Here is an 18,959-nt window from a genome sequence, read left to right on the forward strand (position 1 = left end):
GCCGCCGGTCGCACGTCCGCCGGTCGCACGTCCGCCGGTCGCACGTCCGCCGGTCGCACGTCCGCCGGTTTCGCGGCCGTCCGTCTCGCCGGTCCCGCAGCTATGTCGAACACATTCGCCCCCACCTGACGTCTGTACGCACCAGTGCGTTCCTGACTACGACGCAGCGGGCGGGTGGGAGGTTGCACGGCGGGCTCAGACGCCCGCCGGTTCGTCCTCCCCTATGCCCTCGCCGATGAAGGTGCGCCACAGCCGGGCGTACCGCCCGTCCCGGGCGAGCAGTTCGTCGTGCGTACCGTCCTCGACGACGCGCCCGTGGTCCATCACCACGACCCGGTCGGCGCGGGCGGCGGTGGTCAGCCGGTGGGCCACCACCAGCGTGGTACGGCGGCCGGCGAGCCGGTCGGTGGCCTGGTTGACCAGGGCCTCGGTGGCGAGGTCGAGGGCGGCGGTGGCCTCGTCCAGGAGCAGCACGTCCGGGTCGACCAGCTCGGCGCGGGCCAGCGCGATGAGCTGGCGCTGTCCGGCGGAGAGGTTGCGGCCGCGCTCGGCGACCTCGTGGAGGTAGCCGTCCTCCAGCGTGGCGATCATCTCGTGCGCGCCGACCGCGCGGGCGGCGGCCTCCACCTCGGCGTCGGTGGCGTCGGGCAGCCCGTAGGCGATGGCGTCGCGGACCGTACCGGCGAAGAGGTACGCCTCCTGCGGGACGACGCCGAGGCGGTGCCGGTAGGCGGTCATGTCGAGGCGGCGGAGGTCGGTGCCGTCGGCGGTGACCCGGCCGCCGGTGGGGTCGTAGTACCGGGCGACGAGCTTGACCAGGGTCGACTTCCCGGCCCCGGTCTCCCCGACGAACGCCACCGTCTGACCGGCCGGGATCCGCAGGTCGACGCCGGTGAGGGCCTCCTCGTCGGAGCCGTACGCGAAGGAGACGTCCTCGAACGCGATCTCGCCGCGCAGCGAGAGCACGTCGAGCGGTTCGTCCGGGTCGGCGGTGGAGGTGGGCTCGCGCAGCAGCTCCTGGATGCGGCCGAGCGAGACGGTGGCCTGCTGGTAGCCGTCGAAGACCTGCGAGAGCTGCTGGACGGGGGCGAAGAACAGGTCGATGTAGAGGAGGTAGGCGACCAGGGCGCCGACGGTCAGCGTGCCGTTGTCGATCCGGCCCGCGCCGACGATCATCACCGCGGCGGCGGCGACGGAGGCCAGCAGCTGGACGAACGGGAAGTAGACGGAGATCAGCCATTGGCCGCGTACCCGGGCCTGGCGGTAGTGGTCGCTGCGCTCGGCGTAGCGGGCGACCCCGTCGTGCTCGCGGCCGAAGGCCTGGACGATCCGGAGGCCGGAGACGGACTCCTGGAGGTCGGCGTTGACGGCGCTGATGCGGGTCCGGGCCAGTTCGTACGCCTTGACGCTGCTGCGCCGGAAGAAGAAGGTGCCGATGATCAGCACGGGCAGGGTGGCGAAGACGACCAGGGCGAGCTGGATGTCCAGGACGAGCAGCGCGACCATGATGCCGAAGAAGGTGACCACGGAGACGAACGCGGTGACGAGTCCGGTCTGGAGGAACGTGGAGAGCGCGTCGACGTCCGTCGTCATCCGGGTCATGATCCGGCCGGTCAGCTCGCGCTCGTAGTAGTCGAGGCCGAGGCGCTGGAGCTGGGCGAAGATCTTCAGGCGGAGGGCGTAGAGGATCCGTTCGCCGGTCCGGCCGGTCATCCGGATCTCGCCGGTCTGGGCGATCCACTGGACGAGCACGACGACCAGTGCGAGCGCGGAGGCCGCCCACACCGCGCCGATCGAGATCTGGCTGACGCCCTCGTCGATGCCGTGCCGGATGAGGACCGGCAGCAGCAGGCCCATGCCGGCGTCGACGGCGACGAGCCCGAGGCTGATGAGCAGGGCCGCGCCGAACCCGCGCAGCAGCCGGCGCAGCCCGTAGGACTCCTCCGGGCGCACCGCGGCGGCCTCGTCGACCTCGGGGGTGTCGGTGGCGGGCGGCAGCGCCTCGACCTGGGCGAGCAGTTCGGGCGTGGCGGGCATACCGGCGACGGTGGTGTCCCGCTCCTCCTCCTTGCGGATCCACAGCTCGGGGGTGATGCCGCGCTCCGCGTCGAACTCGGCGTCCAGCTCCTCCTGGAGGGCGCGGTCGTCCTCCAGGTCCGTCCCGGTGCGCGGCGGCCGGTGGCCGGGCGAGGTGCCGCCGAGCTCGTCGGGGTCGGTGAGGAGGCGGCGGTAGAGCGCGGAGGTGCGCTCCAGCTCCTGGTGGGTGCCGACCGCGGCGAGCTTCCCGCCGTCCAGGACGGCGATGCGGTCGGCGAGCTGGAGGGTGGAGCGCCGGTGGGCGATGAGCAGGGTGGTGCGCCCCGCCATCACCTGTTTCAGCGCCTCGTGGATCTCGTGCTCGACGCGGGCGTCGACGGCGGAGGTGGCGTCGTCGAGGAGGAGGAGCCGGGGGTCGGTGAGGATGGCGCGGGCGAGGGCGACGCGCTGGCGCTGGCCGCCGGAGAGGGTGAGGCCGTGCTCGCCGACGGTGGTGTCGTACCCGTTCGGCAGGTCGGAGATGAACCCGTGGGCCTGGGCGGCGCGGGCGGCCGCCTCGATCTGCTCCTGGGTGGCGTCGGGCAGGCCGTAGGCGATGTTGGCGCGGACGGTGTCGGAGAACAGGAAGCTGTCCTCGGGGACGAGTCCGATGGCGGCGCGCAGGGAGGCCTGGGTGAGTTCGCGGACGTCGTGGCCGCCGATGAGGACGGCCCCGTGGGAGACGTCGTAGAAGCGGGGCAGCAGGAGCGAGACGGTGGACTTGCCGCTGCCGGAGGCGCCGACGACGGCGACGGTCTCGCCGGGTTCGACGGTGAGCGAGAACCCGTCGAGAACGGGCCGGTCGTCCTCGTATCCAAAGGTGACGTCGTCGAACTCGATCCCGGCCGGGGCGTCGGCGGGCAGCTCCTTCGTACCGTCCCGCAGGGAGGGCTCGGTGTCGATCAGCTCCAGGACGCGTTCGACGCCGGCGCGGGCCTGCTGGCCGACGGTGAGGACCATGGCGAGCATCCGGACCGGGCCGACGAGCTGGGCGAGGTAGGTGGAGAAGGCGACGAACGTGCCGAGCGTGATCTCGCCCCGGGTGGCCAGCCAGCCGCCGAGGGCGAGCATGGCGACCTGGCCGAGGGCGGGCACGGCCTGGAGGGCGGGGGTGTAGCGGGAGTTCAGCCGGATGGTGCGCAGCCGCCCGGCGAACAGCCGCCGCCCGACCTCGCGGAGCTTGCCGGTCTCCTGGTCCTCCTGCCCGAACCCCTTGACGACCCGGACCCCGGAGACGGCCCCGTCGACGACTCCGGCGACGGCGGCGGCCTGGCTCTGGGCGTACCAGGTGGCGGGGAAGAGGCGGGTACGGGAGCGGCGGGCGATGAACCAGAGGGCGGGGGCGACGGCGAGCGCGACGAGGGTCAGGGGCAGCGAGAGCCACGCCATGATCACCAGGGAGATGAGGAAGAGCAGGACGTTCCCGATGGTCATCGGGAGCATGAACAGCAGCCCCTGGATCAGCTGGAGGTCGCTGGTGGCCCGGCCGACGACCTGCCCGGTGGACAGCTCGTCCTGACGCTTCCCGTCGAGCCGGGTGACGGTGGCGTACATGTCCGTACGCAGATCGTGCTGGACGTCGAGGGCGAGCCGGCCGCCGTAGTAGCGGCGGATGTAGGTGGCGATGTAGACGAGGACGGCCGCGCCGATGAGCAGGCCGGTCCAGACGACGAGCGACCGGGTGTGGTCGGTGACCACGTCGTCGATGATCACCTTGGTGATGAGCGGCACGAGGGCCATGACGCCCATACCGGCGAGCGACGAGCCGAGAGCGAGCACGACGTTCCGCCGGTACCGCCACGCGTACCCGGTCAGCCGTCGGCCCCAGCCCTGTTGCTCTGCGCTCGTCACGCGTTGCCTCCCCGTCCCGTTCGGTCCGTCCCGTTCGATCTTCCGGAGGCACCAACACGGCGGGGAGCGGATTTCATCCCTCCGCAACAATCGGGGCGGGGCGAGGTGCGACAACCGATCGGGGCAGATCACCCCTGCGGGTGACTGCATCGGGAAGACGGGCGTCATACACTGGAGTATCTATACGTTCCGATATATGGATACGCCCTATGTGATCGAGATCGAACCCGAGGTTCGGCTGTGGCTGATGAACCTGCCGTTCAACGACTTCCTCGTGGTCGAACACGTCGCCGAGCTGTTGCGGGAGCGCCCCACGACGCTCGGGGAGCCGTACTCCCGGCACCTCGGCGACGGCGTCCGCGAGCTGCGGTTCAGCCTTGGCCGACAGGGGTTCGCGACCCGGATTCCCTATTGGCTCGCACCGGATCGGCGGATCGTCCTGCTTACCGTCTTCCGCAAGACCCGGCAGCGGGAGACGGCCGAGGTCGCCCGTGCCAAGCGCGCCAAGGTGCTCTGCGCGACCGAGCACCAACCGGCTCACGATGTGTACACGCGCACAGCCGACGAGGAGAAGGAGAAGCGGTAATGGTCAGCCACGCACGCTGGAAGTTCGCCCGCGACGAGAAGGTCGCCCAGGGGATCGCCGAGGACCCCGAGGTGGAGCGGCGCCGCGAGGAGATCTCTCTCGCGTTCGACCTCGGGCAGGCCGTGTACGACCGACGGACCGCCCTCGGCATCTCACAGACCGAGCTGGCCCGGCGCGCCGGTATGACCCAGCCGCAGGTCTCGAAGCTGGAGCTCGGCGGCACGGTGCCCACCGTGCCTCTGCTGGCACGGCTGGCCCGTGCCATGGAGGCGGTGTTCCGGATGGAGCTGTTCGGGAGCAGCAGCCACGTGACGTTCACCGACCTCGACGGTGACACACCGAAGGCGGCGGCCGGGCGGGGCTCCGGCCCGGAGGAGTCCGAAGCCGTCGACGACCAGACCCCGCAGGCGGCGCAGGGGTAGCCCGCACGCGGTGCGCGCCACCCCTGCCTCACAGCCGCCGAGCGGCCTACAGATGCGTCGGCTCGAACATCCGCAGCAGCGCCGGAAGCACGACGACCGAAGGCCCCGGGGCCGCCAGCGCCTTGCCCAGGTCGGCGGCGAGCGACTCCGGTGTCGTACGCACGGCCGGTACGCCGAAGGACTCGGCGAGCGCGACGAAGTCCGGGCGGGACAGCTCGGTGGCGGTGGCCTCGCCGAAGGCCCCCGTCATGTACTCGCGCAGGATGCCGTAGCCGCCGTCGTCGACGATCAGCCAGGTCAGCGGCAGGTCGTACTGACGCGCGGTGGCCAGCTCCGCGATGGAGTACATCGCGCCGCCGTCGCCGGAGACCGCGAGCACGGGCTTCGTCGGGTCGGCGGCGGCCGCGCCGACGGCCGCCGGGAAGGCGTAGCCGAGGCCGCCCGCGCCCTGGGCGGAGTGCATGGTGTTGGGGCGCCGGGCGTCGAAGGCGGACCAGGCCCAGTACGCCAGGATCGTCATGTCCCAGAAGCTGGGCGCGGCGTCGGGCAGCGCCTCGCGGACGGCGGCGAGGACCTGCTGCTCCAGGGTGAGTTCCTGGTCCTCGATCCGGACCCGTACCTTCTCCAGCACCGTACGTACGCGTTCGGCGGCACCGGCGTCCTCGCGCCGCTCGACCGCCTCCAGCAGGTCGGCCAGGGCCTCACGGGCGTCGGAGTGGATACCGAGGGCGGGGTGGTTGGACTCCAGCTTCCCGGCGTCCGCCTCGATCTGGATCACCCGGCCGCGCGGGCGGAAGGTGTGGTAGTTCGAGGAGAGTTCGCCGAGCCCGGAGCCGACGACGAGCAGGACGTCCGCGTCCTCCAGGAAGTCGGTGGTGTGGCGGTCCTCCAGCCAGGACCGCAGCGACAGCGGGTGCTCCCAGGGAAACGCGCCCTTGCCGCCGAAGGTGGTGACGACCGGCGCGTCGATCTTCTCGGCCAGCGCGAGGAGCTTGCCGGAGGCGTCGGAGCGTACGACTCCGCCACCCGCGATGATCACGGGCCGCTCGGCGTTGGACAGCAGATGCGCGGCGGCGATGGTCAGTTCGGGCCGCGGGTACAGCTCGCGCGGAGTGGCGTCCATGGCACTGACGACGGGCAGCGTGGTCTCGGCCAGCAGCACGTCCTGCGGGATCTCCACCCAGACCGGCCCGTGCGGGGCGGTCAGCGCGGACTCCCAGGCGGCGGCGATGGCGGACGGGATCTGCGACGCGGTCCGCACGGTGTGCACGGACTTCACGATGTCGCGGACGGAGGCCTGCTGGTCGCGCAGCTCGTGGAGATAGCCGTGCCGCCCGCCGCCGAGCCCCGCCGTCGGGATCTGGCTGGAGATGGCGAGCACCGGCGCGGAGGCGGCGGCCGCCTCCTGGAGCGCGGCGAGCGAGGTGAGCGCACCGGGCCCGGTGGACAGGAGCAGCGGCGCGACCTCCCCCGTGATCCGGCCGTACGCGTCGGCGGCGAAGCCCGCGTTGTTCTCGACGCGGAGTCCGACGTACGAGAGGGAGGAGCGGCGCAGCGCGTCGAACATGCCGAGCGCGTGCTGGCCGGGCAGCCCGAAGACGGTGGTCGCGCCGAGGCCCTGGAGGGACTCGACGACGAGGTCGCCGCCGTTGCGGCCGGCCGGCGGATCCAGTGCGGCGGCGGCCTGGGCGGCGGTGAGCTGCGGCCGGTCGTCGTGGTCGTGGCTCACTTGGCGTCCTCGGCGCTCTGGGGGCTCCGGGAGGCCGCGATCTGCCGGGACATGATCGTCGTCAGCTCGTACGCGGCGTGGGAGGCGGCCACGGAGGTGATCTCGGCGTGGTCGTACGCGGGGGCGACCTCGACCAGGTCGGCGGAGACGAGGTGGCAGGAGGAGAGCCCGCGCAGGATCTCCAGCAGCTCACGGGAGGTGAGGCCGCCGGCCTCGGGGGTGCCGGTGCCGGGGGCGTGCGCGGGGTCGAGCACGTCGATGTCGATGGAGATGTAGAGCGGCCGGTCGCCGATGCGCTGACGGAGCTGGTCGGCGATCTCGTCGACGCCGCGCCGCATGACGTCGGCGGAGGTGACGATGCCGAAGCCCATCTTCTCGTCGTCGGTCAGGTCCTGCTTGCCGTAAAGGGGGCCGCGGGTGCCGACGTGGGAGAGGGCGGAGGTGTCGAGGATGCCCTCCTCGACGGCCCGGCGGAACGGGGTGCCGTGGGTGTACTCGGCGCCGAAGTAGGTGTCCCAGGTGTCCAGGTGCGCGTCGAAGTGGAGCAGGGCGACGGGCCCGTGCTTCTTGGCGACGGAGCGCAGGAGGGGCAGAGCGATGGTGTGGTCGCCGCCGAGGGTCATCAGGCGTGCGCCGGTGCCCAGGAGGTCGTCGGCCGCGCCCTCGATGGTCTCGACGGCCTCGTTGATGTTGAACGGGTTCGCCGCGATGTCGCCGGCGTCGGCGACCTGGGCGAGGGCGAACGGGGAGGCGTCCTGGGCCGGGTTGTACGGGCGCAGCAGCCGGGACGCCTCACGGATGGCGTTGCCGCCGAAGCGGGCGCCGGGCCGGTAGGAGACCCCGGTGTCGAAGGGCACGCCGACGACGGCGACATCGGTCCGCCCGACCTCGTCGAGCCGGGGCAGCCGGGCGAACGTCGCGGGCCCGGCGTACCGCGGGACGCGGGAGGAGTCGATGGGGCCGCGCGGCGAATCGGTGCTGCTCATGGGGGGTGTGCCTTTCGTTTCTGGATTCGTACAGGTTTCGTACGGTGTCAAGTGTGCGGGTTGCGGTGGGGTGCCGGGGGCGCCCGGCACCCGCTCCGCCCTCAAGCCCGGCCAAACCAAGCCCGCCCGGCGTTTGAGGACGTCCACCCCCAGCCCGCCCGGCGATTGAGGGCATCTCTGAGGGCGGCCAGATCCGGCCCGAGGGTTCCGTCCTCAAACGCCGGACGGGCTGGGGTGATCCGGCGCAAGGGTTCCGTCCTCAAACGCCGGACGGGCTGGAGGTGGCGGACGGGCTGGAGTGGGCCGGGACCGGGGCGTCGGCCCCGGCCTCGGGGGCGCCGCGCCCCGCCAACCGCTCGCGCCACGCGGCCAACACAGCCGCATCCGTAGGCGGCGTGGCCAGCGAGACCACGACGTACACGGCCAGCGACGCCAGCAGCCCGTAGTAGATCGGCTGATTGGCGAGGATCCCGTAGTGCCACATCAGCCCGACCACCGTCACACCCCCCACGCACACCGCCGACAACGCCCCGGCCGCCGTACCGCGCCGCCACAGCAGCCCGCCGATGATCGGCACGAGCAGTCCGCCGACCAGCAGGTTGTACGCGACGGTCAGCGCCTCCACCACATCGTTCAGCGCGATGGCGATCAGGATGACGGCGACGCCCATGATGAGGATGAACGCCCGGTTCCCCTTGACCTCGTCATGCGGCTCGTCGCCGCCCCCGCCCCCGCCGACGACCCCCCGCAACCGGGACCAGATGTCGTTGTTGGCGACCGTGGCACAGGCGATCAGCGCCCCGGAGGAGGTCGACATCACGGCGGCCAGCGCCGCGGCGAGCACCAGCCCGCGCACGCCCACCGGCAGCTCGTCCTTGACGATCGTCGCGAAGGCCGCGTCCGCACTGGCCAGGTTCGGGTACATCACCTTGGCGGCGGTGCCGATGACCGCCCCGGCGATGGCGTAGACGAGACAGTACGTACCGGCGACCGTCCCGCCCCACCGCGCCGTCGTGTCACTGCGCGCGGTGAAGACGCGCTGCCAGATGTCCTGCCCGATGAGCATGCCGAAGGTGTAGATCAGCACGTACGTGAAGATCGTCTCGCCGCCGATGCCGAGCGGGTCGAAGTACTCGGTCGGCAGCTGGGCCTTCATCTCGCTGAAGCCGCCCGCCTTGACGACGGCGATGGGCAGCAGGAGCAGCAGCACCCCGATGGTCTTGACGACGAACTGGACCATGTCGGTGAGCGTGATCGACCACATGCCGCCGAGCGTCGAGTACGCGACGACGATGGTGCCGCCGAGGACGATCGCGACGGTGCGGTTCACGTCGAAGAGGACGTCGAAGATGGTGGCGTACGCGATGGTCGAGGTGACCGCGAGCATCAGCGTGTACGCCCACATGACGACGCCGGAGATGATCCCGGCCCGCCCGCCGTAGCGCAGGTCGAGCATCTCGGAGACGGTGTAGACCTTCAGCCGGGCGATGCGCGCCGAGAAGAAGACGGAGAGCGCGAGGAGCCCGAGGCCGATGGTGAAGACCATCCACGCGCCGGAGAGACCGTACTGGTAGCCGAGCCCGACACCGCCGATGGTGGACGCGCCGCCGAGGACGATCGCGGCCATGGTGCCGGAGTACATGCCCGGCCCGAGGCGGCGGCCCGCGACCAGGAACTCGCTCTTGGACTTGGCGCGGCGCATGCCCCACCAGCCCATGGCGAGCATGCCGGCCAGGTAGACGACGATCACGGCGTAGTCGACAGCCATGGGCTTCCCTCCGTCTCGCGCAAACAGATGTACGTGCGAGGAAGACGGTAGGTGGCCGAAAGCCGACGCTGAAGTGTACGTTTCCTCCATTCACGACGCCCCGAATGGACGAACCATCCATGCCGACCCCGCCCCCGGCCTCACCGCCCGGCCCGCCGACCCCGCCCATCCCGCTGGCGGAACTCCTGTCCCGGGAGGAGCTGGGCCTGCGCCGGATCGCGGGCCCGGCCGACGCCGATCTGCTCTGGGTGCACACCTCGGAGATGGCGGACCCGTATCCGTACCTCCTCGGCGGCGAGCTGCTGCTGAGCGCCGGGGTGCTGCTGACGGACCCGGACCACTACGTCGGCCGGCTGGTGGAGGCGGGCGCGGCGGCGCTGGGCTTCGGGGTGCGCCCGGTGCACGAGACGGTGCCGGCCGCGCTGATCGAGGCGTGCGACCGGCACGGCCTGCCGCTGCTGGAGGTGCCGCCCGCGACCCCGTTCACGACGATCGCGCGGGCGGTGTGGCGTCTGATGGCCGAGGCACGCCACCGCGAGCTGCGCCGGGTGACCCGCGCCCAGCAGGCCCTGGCGACGGCCGCGGCCCGCCCCGACCCCGTACCGGCGGTGCTCCACCAGCTCGCGGCGCAGCTCGGCGGCCGGGCGGCCCTGCTGACGGCACGGGGCGAGGAGATCCACGCGGCGGGCCGCGCCCCGGCCGAGGCAACCTCCGCGACGGGCCGCCGGCCGGCCGAGGGGAACCTCACGGCAGGACGCCCGCCTGCCGAGGGGATCCCCACGGCAGGACGCCCGCCTGCCGAGGGGATCCCCACGGCAAGCCGCCCGCCGACCGAGGGGACCCCCGTGGCAGGACGCCCGCCGGCCGAGGAGACCCCCACGGCAGGACGCCACCCCGCACCGCGGACGACGGCAGCCCTGACCCGCCTGGCCCGGGTGGTGGCCCGCGAACGCCCCGGCGCCCCCACCTCGGCCACCGACACCCACGGCGACACCCACCTGGCCGCATACGCACTGGGCGGCGCCGAAGGCCTGGTCCTGGCGCTCGCGACCCGGCGACGGGAGCCCGGCGACCACACGGTGGCGGGCATCGCGGTGGTCCTCCTCTCGCTCCTGGCCGCCCCGCACCAGGGCGCGGACGCGGCGGGCCGTTCGGCGGCCCTGGTCCGCATGCTCCTGGGCGCCTCCCCCGCCGAGGCGGCCCCGCTCCTCGGCGCCACCGGCCCCTGGACGGTGATCCATGCCCGCCGCACGAACGGCGCCCCGGCGGACGCCCTGACCGCCGGGGCCCTGGGCGCATCGCTGGGCACGGCCCTGGTCGACGCGGGCCGCGGGGACGGCGAACCGGTACGGGTACTGCTGCCGGGCGCCCCCGAACCGCCCCGGGTCACCCCACAGCCCGGCTGGACGCTCGGCGCATCCGCCCCCACCCCGGTCACCGCCCTCGACGCCGCCGACCACCAGGCCGCCCGCGCCCTGGCCCACGCACAGGCGACCCGGGCCGCGCTGACGACGGACGCCCCCGCGAACGGCCTCGCCGCCCTGGTCCCGCCCGAACAGGCGGCCGCCCACGCCCGCGCCCTCCTCGCCCCGCTCACCGCGCCGCTGGCCGACACCCTGCGCTGCTGGCTCTCGCTCCACGGCAACTGGGACCGTACGGCGGTGGCCCTGGCCGTTCACCGCAACACCGTGCGCCAACGCATCGGGCGGTGCGGGGAGTTGCTGGGCATGGACCTGGACGACATGGACGTACGGACGGAGCTGTGGTTCGCCCTGCGGCAAGGCTGAACCCGCAGGACACAGGGGCCCTGCGACCGCTCTCCGCGACCGCCGATGAGTTTCCGCGTCCACCCCCGTCCTACTGGTGAACACCACGATGAGGGAAGGAAGCGAATCGACGATGGACGAGCAATTCACCGCGACCTTGCGGAAGAGTCCGAGCAAGGGCGGCTGGACCTACGTCGTGTGGCCCGAGTCGGCCGAGTTCTTCGGCACCCGTGGCCTGGTGAAGGTCCGGGGCACCATCGACGGCCATCCGTTCCGGAGCTCGTTCATGGCCCTGGGCGACGGTACGCACAAGCTGCCGGTGAAGGCGGACGTACGCAAGGCGATCGGCAAGGAGGAGGGAGACAGCGTGACGGTCCACCTGGAGGAGCGCATTGCCGGATGACCGGGGCCGGACCGGGGCACTGGCTCCGCGCCGAGCGCGGGTGCGAGTGCTGTGGCCGTCCTGACTCCGGCCGCCGACGACGCAGCCATAGCGTTCTACCGATCGGCCGGATTTACCGTCGTACGCGATAGCCGCGACTGGACGCGCCCCGGCCGGGCGTGAAACACCGCGCACCCTCGCCTCCGTACCCCTGGTGTGTACTCCGCGACCACCGCTCGGTATGTTGCAGTGGCAAAGGGGGGTCGCGTGGCACGGGATTACGACAGTCAACTGCTGGAATCGGTGGGGGTACGCCGCCGCAGGATGCGAGATGCCCTGCTCTTCGGTGCGGGGCGCGCACGACGCACCGCCGACGAGCGGCTCGGGAAGGTATTCGCGGGCATCGCCATCACCGCTGTACTCTGCGCCGGTTGCGTCGGCTGGTCCTTCCTCCAGCACACGCTGGACAAACAGAAAGCTGAGCAGGAGAAGCAGCAACAGCAGCGGCAAGCCCAGCGGTACGCGCCGCCGCATTCTTCCGGCCCCTCCGGATCTTCCGGCACGGAGAAGGGCCCCTGATCAGCTCCGGCCGGGAAGCAGCCGAGACACGGCCGAAGGACGACCAAGTGGCCGGAAATTCACCGGATACGCGTTGCAGGCGATATTTCGCCGAACTCGGAAATACGCCTGTCGCACCACGCACTTTGCCCAATTGGCCCGAAATATCGGAACATCACGATGATAGGTTTCCGTAAGTGGTGAGCACAGCAATGACGTCCCGCTCGGAACTGAGCCGGGTAACCCTGGTCGGTGAGCGGCGCCGGGCCGACATCGTGCTGCCCTCGGACACCCCCATCGGCCAACTGCTGCCGGACATCCTGCAGTTGCTGGATGACCGGGCGGCATCGAAGCCGTTGACGAGGCAGTTGATCACCTCCGACGGTTCGGCCCTGCCGCACGACAGCACCCTCGCCTCGGCCGGCGTCAGCGACGGTGCCGTGCTGCGCCTGGTCAGAACCCACGCCGCGCCGCCCGCCCCGGTGGTCCACGACGTCACGGACCTGGTGGCCGACAGTCTCGATCTCCAGGCCTGGCGCTGGCGTCCGGCCGCGCGCAGGGTCGCCGCCGGGGCGTCGACCGTGGCCCTCGCGGTGATCGCCGCCCTGCTGGCCCGCCGTGAGGTTCCGCTCGACACCCTGGCCGTCGCGCTGGCGGTCGCCACCGGCGTCCTTCTGGTGGGCGGCGCGCTGTTCGCCCGCATCGGGACGGGCAACCGCGGACTGGCGACCGCTCTGCTGTTCGTCTCGGGCGGCCTGGGCGTCCTCACGGCCTGGACCGCGGCCGACGCGTACGACTGGTCGGGACCGGCCCGGCTCGCCGCGGTGGCGACGGCGGTGGCACTGGCGCTGCTGCTGCTCGGCTTCTTCTCACCGCTCGGCCGCGGTGGCCTGATCGGCGCGGGTGCCACGGCGGCCGTCGCCGCGGTGTGGGAGGCCGTCGCCGCGGTGGAGTCGGATCCGGCCCGACTGGGCGCCGTGATGGCGGTGTTCTCCGTGGTGCTGCTCGGCATGCTGCCCCGGCTCGCCCTGATGGCGTCCGGGCTCACCGCACTCGACGACCGGCGGTCGGGCGGGGTGTCGGTCAGCCGCCACGACGTGGCCGACGCCCTGGCCGCCACGCACCGCGGGCTCGCCCTCGCGACCGTGGTCACCGCGGTATCGGCGACGGCGGCGGGCTGGCTGCTCACCCTGACCGCGCGGCCGACCGTGTGGACCGTGCTCCTGCCCTCGCTGGTGGCGGTGGTCCTGCTGTCGAGGGCCCGTGCGTTTCCTCTGGTGGCCGAGGTGGTGGCGCTGTTCGCCGCTGCGACGGTCCTCCTCGTACGCCTCGTCATGCTGTGGATGGAGCAGGCGTCCGGGGGTGCGGGCCCCGTCGTCGTGCTCGGTGTGGCGGCGCTGCTGCCGCTGCTCGCCCTGTCGGTGGAGCCGCCCGAGCATGTACGGGTGCGGCTGCGGCGCACCGCCGACTTGGTCGAGTCCATCGGCATGGTGGGGCTGTTCCCGCTCGCCATCGGCGTGTTCGGCATGTACGGCCAGTTGCTCGACAAGTTCTGACATTCATGCGCGGGCGGCTCCGGTCGGGGCATCGGAGCGGAGGGGAAGGGCAGACATGCCGAACGCGGACAATTGGCAGGGTGATGTGCTGCGCGACCTGAGGGGTACGCCTCCGCAGAGCGCGACGGGCCGGGGCCCGGCACACGGTCATGCTCCGGCACAGAACCACGGCTCGGTGCAAGGCCCTGCCCCGGCGCAGGAGCAAGGCCCGGCGCAGGCGCAACACCAGCCCCAGCGTCAGCCCCAGGAGCGTACGGCGACGGAGTCTTCAGGGGCGCAGCCGCCGAGCCGGGGGAGCGCCCCCGCCACTCCCCCGGCGCGCGCCCGACGGCCCGCCCGCTCCCCCGACTCACGCCCCGTCGTGGACAGCGCGCTGACCGGTACGGCACGGCGCCCTCGGCAGGGCGAGCCGGCCGCCGCGCGCATATCGCGCGCGATACGCCGGATCGTTTCCTCGTCCGCGGCGCGCGAGGTCGCCGAGATCACCCGGACCGCCGAGGCGCTCCAGCAGCCGGTGACGACGGGCCGGCAGATCGCCGTCACCTCCATCCGGGGCGGGGCGGGCAAAACGACGGTGGCCGCCCTTCTCGGCACGGCGTACGCGCACTACCGCCACGACCCGGTCCTCCTCGTCGAGGCCGACCCGGCGCTCGGTTCGCTGCCCCTGCGTCTCGGCGCCGAGACGCTGCGCTGGACCACGGCCGATCTGGCGGAGCTCGTGGAGCCGCAGATGTCGCTGCTCGACGTCACCGGCTATCTCGTCCAGCTCCCCGACAACGCCTGGTTGCTGCCCGGCAGTCAGGGCCGGATCGGGGCGATGCTGGACACGGCGGCGTACGAGCGGGTCATGGTGGCGCTGCGCCGCTACTTCGGGGTAACTGTCGTCGACTGCGAGACGCTGCCCGCCGAGGTCGCCCGGGTCGCGCTCTCGGCCGCCCAGGCCCGGGTGCTGGCCGCACCCGCCACGCTGGACGGCATCACCAGCACATACGCGGTCCTCCAGTGGATGCAGGGGCTGCCCCGCCACCTGATCGCCGGGACCGTGGTGGCGCTCACCAGTACGACGCCCCGACCCGGCATCGACGTGGAGGCGGCCGCCGAGAAGCTCCGGTCCACCGGTGCGGCCGTCCAGGTCCTTCCCCACGACCGGCATCTGGCGGCAGGCGGCGAACTCCGTACCGAACTGCTCGCCCGGCCGACGCGGCTGGCCGCCACCCGGCTGGCCGCCGAGGTCTTCCAGCTCTCCCAGAAGCGCCGGTAACACCCATGAGCACCCGACTGATCCACCGCCCCGCCCGGACCACCCGGCCGCCGGCCGAGCCCGCTCCCCGCACCATCGAGGCCCCGCCCAACCTCCCCGAGGGGAAGGCGGGCAATATCGCGATGTCGCTGTTGCCGGTCGCCGGAGTCATGTCGTCCGTCGTGATGATGACGGTGATCCGCAACAGCCAGTTCGCCGCCCTCGGCGCGATCATCCTCGTGGTCACCGTCATCGGCTCCGTGGCCCTGCTCTTCTCGCAGCGCGGCAAGGCCCAGCGCACCCGCCGAACCCAGCGCGAGGCCTACCTCGCCTATGTGGAGGACCTGCGGGAGGAGCTCTCTGGCGAGGAGCGGGAACGGCGTGAGCGCGCCGACGTCCTCAACCCACCGCCGTACGCCCTGTACGACATCGTGCGGGACCCGGCGCGCCTCTGGGAGCGGCGCAGGGTCGACGACGACTTCCTGCGGGTGCGGGTCGGCACCGGCGAGATGCCCGTACGGGATCTGCAGATCGCCGAGCCGGGGTCGACGGTGCTCACGCCGCCCGACCTGTTCATGCTCAACGAGGCGTCGGCGCTGGTGAACCGGTTCCGCAACGGCACCGAGCTACCGCTCACCGTCCCGCTGGACCGGATCGGCAATGTCAGTGTGATCGGCCCCCGCGAGGACTGCCTGCGGGTGGCCCGCGCCCTGCTGGTCCAGGCGGCCGCCCTGCACGCCCCCGACGACGTGGCGATCGCCCTCGCCGCGCCGGGCGACCGCTTGGCTGACTGGGAATGGGCCAAGTGGCTGCCGCATCTGCTCGACACCGAGCAGTACGACGGGCCTGTCGCCGCCCGCCGCATCGCGCCCTCCGCCCCGCAGCTCGCCCGGCAGATCGGGGCGGAGCTGCGTCGCCGTGCCTCCTACGCGGCAGAGGTCCGCCGAGGTCTGGCCGGCCGGGACGCGCTGTCCATGAACTCCCGGCTGCTCGTCGTCACCGACGGACACGGTGAGGACGCCGTCGACCTGCCCCGCCCGGACGACGCCGTCGGTCTGCGCGAGATGGGTGTCACCGTGCTGCACCTGCTGGAGCGGAGGGTGCAGGAGCCGGGACAGGTCAGCGTACGGATCACGGTCGACGGCACTGACGTGACCATCGAGGACCTGAGGACTCCGGAGCCGGTGGTGGCGCAGGGCACGGTCGACGAGGCGGGCATTCCGTTCGCCGAGGGGCTGGCCCGGATGCTCGCGCCCCTGCGGCTGTCCGCCGAGTCCCTGGTGGACGCGCCGTTGTCCGGTCCGGTGGAGTTCGCGGCGATGCTCGGTATCGACGACGTGGCCCGGCTCGACCTGGACCGGCTGTGGGCGCCGCGCGGCGAACGCGCCTTCCTGCGCGTCCCGATCGGCATCAGCGACTCCCACGAGCCGGTGCTGCTGGACCTCAAGGAGTCCTCGGAGCTGGGGATGGGCCCGCACGGACTGTGCGTGGGAGCGACGGGTTCGGGGAAGTCGGAGCTGCTGCGCACGCTCGTCCTCGCTCTGGTGGCCACGCATCCGCCGGAGGATCTGGCGCTGGTGCTGGTCGACTACAAGGGCGGGGCGACGTTCGCGCCGTTCGCGGAACTGCCGCACGTGGCCGGGGTCATCACCAATCTGGAGAACCAGGCGGGGCTCGTCGAGCGGGTCCACTCCTCCCTCGCCGGTGAGGTCAAGCGCCGCCAGCAGGCCCTCAAGGACGCGGGGAACGTCGCGGACATCGGGGACTACGCGGCTCTGCGCGCGGAGAAGCGGCCGGACCTTGACCCGCTGCCGCACCTGTTCGTGGTGATCGACGAGTTCGGCGAACTGCTGACCGCGAAACCGGACTTCATCGACCTGTTCCTCTCCATCGGCCGGATCGGCCGCTCCATCGGTGTGCATCTGCTGCTCTCCAGCCAGCGCATCGAGGGCGGCAAACTCAAGGGCCTGGACACCTATCTCTCCTACCGGCTCGGCCTGCGCACCTTCTCCGCCGACGAGTCCCGAACGGTCCTGGACACCACGGATGCCTTCCACCTGCCTCCACTGCCGGGCTTCGGCTATCTGAAGGTCGACACGAGCCATTACGCGCGCTTCAAAGCGGGTTACGTGTCGGGGGGTTACCGCGGTCCGGTCCGCAGCCGGGACGAGGAGGACACCGGCCCTCTTGCGCTGCCGTACGAGGCGTTCAACACGTTGGCCGGACCGGACGAGGCACGCCAGTCCCCGGAGCCGGCGCCCCGCCGCCGCGAAACAGGACCTACGGAACTCGGCGTCATGGTCGACCAGTTGACCGGAGCTGCCGCCGCCGTACGGAGCATCTGGCTGCCGCCGCTGCCCACGGCCACCGCGCTGGACACCGTCGCCGGTCCGCTGGACATCGGGCCGCACGGAATGCGGCTGACCGGAGCGGCCGTTGAAGGACGCCGGAGGCCGCTTCGCGTTCCCGTCGGCCTGCTCGACGACCCGGCCAAGCAGTGGCAGGGGCAGTGGTTCCTGGACCTCACGGTGGCGGGCGGCCACGCGGCGGTGATCGGCGGACCGCAGTCGGGCAAGACGACACTGCTGCGCACTCTCGTCCTCTCCCTCGCGCTCACCCACACTCCGCGCGAGATCGGCGTCTACGGACTCGACCTCGTCGGCGGTGGCCTCCAGGCACTGTCGGGTCTGCCGCACGTCGGCGGCATCGCGGGCCGCGCCGACCGGGAACGGGCGGCGCGTACCGTCGAGGAGGTCCGCACGATGCTCGCGCTGCGCGAAGACCTCTTCCGCGAGCACGGCATCGACTCGGTCGAACAACTGCGCACCCTGCACGCGGCCGGCCGGCTGCCCGAACTCGCGTCGGCCGAGATCCTTCTCGTCATCGACGGCTTCGGCGCGCTCCGCGACGACTTCGACGAGCTGGACGACGCGATCGCCGACATCCTCAAGCGCGGCGGCGGCTACGGCATCCACGTCGTCGCGGGCATGCTGCGCTGGAACGACGTGCGCATCGCCATCCAGTCCAACTTCGGCACGCGCGTCGAGCTGCGCCTCAACGACCCCGGCGAGTCCGGCATCGACCGCAAGCTCGCGGAGACCCTGTCGCCGGACGAGCCCGGCCGCGTCCTCACCGACGGGAAGCTCTTCGCCCAGGTGGCACTTCCCCGTACGGACGGGGTCGACGACACCGCGGACCTGGGCGCGGTGCTGGAGCGTACGGCCCGCACGGTGCGGGCCACCTGGAACGGCGAAGTGGCCCAGCCGGTGCGGGTGTTGCCACACCTTCTGGAGCCGCACTCGCTGCCGGGCCCGGCGGCCGAGCCCACCCGTGTACCGATCGGGCTCGACCAGTCGGCGCTCGCGCCCGTACTGCTCGACCTGTTCCAGCACGATCAGCACCTGCTGGTGCTGGGCGACAGCGAATGCGGAAAGACGAACCTGCTGCGGACCGTCGCACACGGCCTCATCGACCGGTACGGCGAGGACGAGTTGGTGTTCGCCGTGATGGATCCGCGGCGCTCGCTGCGCGGGGTGGTGCCGGAGGAGTTCAACGGAGGCTACGCGTACAACTCCAAGCTCTGTGCGGGACTTTCGGCCGGCATCGCCACCGAACTGGAGAAGCGGCTGCCCGACGAGAACGCGCGCCTGGAGGACCTGGAACCCGGCAACTGGGGCAAGGGCCCTCGCATCGTGGTGCTGGTCGACGACTACGACGTCCTCACGACCGCCGGGCAGTCCCCGTTGTCGCCCTTCCTCCCGTACATCCCCTCGGCGGTCGACATCGGCCTTCACTTCGTCCTGACGCGGCGGGTCGCCGGTGCGTCGCGCGGCATGTACGAGCCGCTGGTGCAGGGGCTGCGGGAGTCGGGGGCCTCGGCACTGCTGATGGCGGGCGACCGCAGCGAGGGCCAGCTGTTCCCCGGCGTGTACGCCTCTCAACAAGCTCCCGGCCGGGGCGTGTTCATCCGCAGGGGTCAGCCGAACCGCCTGATCCAGACGGTGTATGCGCCGATGTGAGGCCACGGCACGGCGCACTG

12 protein-coding genes are annotated in these 18,959 nt (G+C 72.1%); 8 read left to right on the plus strand and 4 right to left on the minus strand.

Features of this window, described 5'->3' with window-relative positions; all coding sequences use genetic code 11:
* Positions 1–195 precede the first annotated feature (195 nt).
* A complete protein-coding gene (locus KV381_RS11770) occupies positions 196–3,927 on the minus strand; it encodes an ABC transporter ATP-binding protein (RefSeq protein WP_218785180.1) in 3,732 nt (1,243 codons plus the stop codon).
* 196 nt (positions 3,928–4,123) lie between these two features.
* Between KV381_RS11770 and KV381_RS11775 the strand changes: the two genes are divergently transcribed.
* The gene (locus tag KV381_RS11775; RefSeq protein WP_030632104.1) at positions 4,124–4,513 is read left to right on the plus strand and encodes a type II toxin-antitoxin system RelE/ParE family toxin; all 390 of its coding nucleotides are present in this window, start codon (positions 4,124–4,126) and stop codon (positions 4,511–4,513) included.
* Positions 4,513–4,935, plus strand: a complete 423-nt coding sequence (locus KV381_RS36435; RefSeq protein ID WP_050505022.1) for a helix-turn-helix domain-containing protein — start codon at positions 4,513–4,515, stop codon at positions 4,933–4,935. The genes KV381_RS11775 and KV381_RS36435 overlap by 1 nt, the downstream gene beginning before the upstream one ends.
* A 46-nt stretch (positions 4,936–4,981) precedes the next feature.
* On the opposite strand, the gene KV381_RS11785 is transcribed toward KV381_RS36435, so the two are convergent.
* The 3 genes from KV381_RS11785 to KV381_RS11795 form a co-directional block, all read right to left on the minus strand.
* Positions 4,982–6,664, minus strand: coding sequence for a thiamine pyrophosphate-binding protein (locus KV381_RS11785; RefSeq protein ID WP_030085460.1), 1,683 nt, complete (start codon positions 6,662–6,664; stop codon positions 4,982–4,984).
* A complete protein-coding gene (speB, locus tag KV381_RS11790; protein ID WP_006124663.1) occupies positions 6,661–7,650 on the minus strand; it encodes an agmatinase in 990 nt (329 codons plus the stop codon). Before speB ends, KV381_RS11785 begins: the two co-directional genes overlap by 4 nt.
* 259 nt (positions 7,651–7,909) lie before the next feature.
* Positions 7,910–9,418 (minus strand): sodium:solute symporter, encoded by a 1,509-nt coding sequence (locus KV381_RS11795; RefSeq protein ID WP_193463243.1) that lies wholly within the window; start codon positions 9,416–9,418, stop codon positions 7,910–7,912.
* A 104-nt stretch (positions 9,419–9,522) separates the two neighbouring features.
* On the opposite strand from KV381_RS11795, the gene KV381_RS11800 reads away from it, so the two are divergent.
* From KV381_RS11800 to eccCa, 6 genes are all read left to right on the plus strand, one after another.
* Positions 9,523–11,205, plus strand: a complete 1,683-nt coding sequence (locus KV381_RS11800; protein ID WP_086779072.1) for a PucR family transcriptional regulator ligand-binding domain-containing protein — start codon at positions 9,523–9,525, stop codon at positions 11,203–11,205.
* 112 nt (positions 11,206–11,317) lie between these two features.
* Positions 11,318–11,587, plus strand: a complete 270-nt coding sequence (locus KV381_RS11805; protein ID WP_030632095.1) for a DUF1905 domain-containing protein — start codon at positions 11,318–11,320, stop codon at positions 11,585–11,587.
* Between the two features lie 246 nt (positions 11,588–11,833).
* The gene (locus tag KV381_RS11810) at positions 11,834–12,145 is read left to right on the plus strand and encodes a hypothetical protein (RefSeq protein ID WP_032787508.1); all 312 of its coding nucleotides are present in this window, start codon (positions 11,834–11,836) and stop codon (positions 12,143–12,145) included.
* A gap of 191 nt (positions 12,146–12,336) precedes the next feature.
* Complete coding sequence (gene eccD, locus KV381_RS11815; RefSeq protein WP_218787205.1) at positions 12,337–13,680, plus strand: type VII secretion integral membrane protein EccD; 1,344 nt, start codon at positions 12,337–12,339, stop codon at positions 13,678–13,680.
* A 55-nt stretch (positions 13,681–13,735) separates the two neighbouring features.
* On the plus strand, positions 13,736–14,941 hold the full coding sequence (locus tag KV381_RS11820; protein WP_256995049.1) for a MinD/ParA family protein: 1,206 nt from the start codon (positions 13,736–13,738) through the stop codon (positions 14,939–14,941).
* 5 nt (positions 14,942–14,946) lie between these two features.
* Positions 14,947–18,939, plus strand: a complete 3,993-nt coding sequence (gene eccCa, locus KV381_RS11825) for a type VII secretion protein EccCa (protein ID WP_218785181.1) — start codon at positions 14,947–14,949, stop codon at positions 18,937–18,939.
* Positions 18,940–18,959: the final 20 nt, after the last annotated feature.

The sequence above is a fragment of the Streptomyces sp. WY228 genome, assembly GCF_019287315.1.
GTDB lineage: Bacteria > Actinomycetota > Actinomycetes > Streptomycetales > Streptomycetaceae > Streptomyces > Streptomyces caviscabies.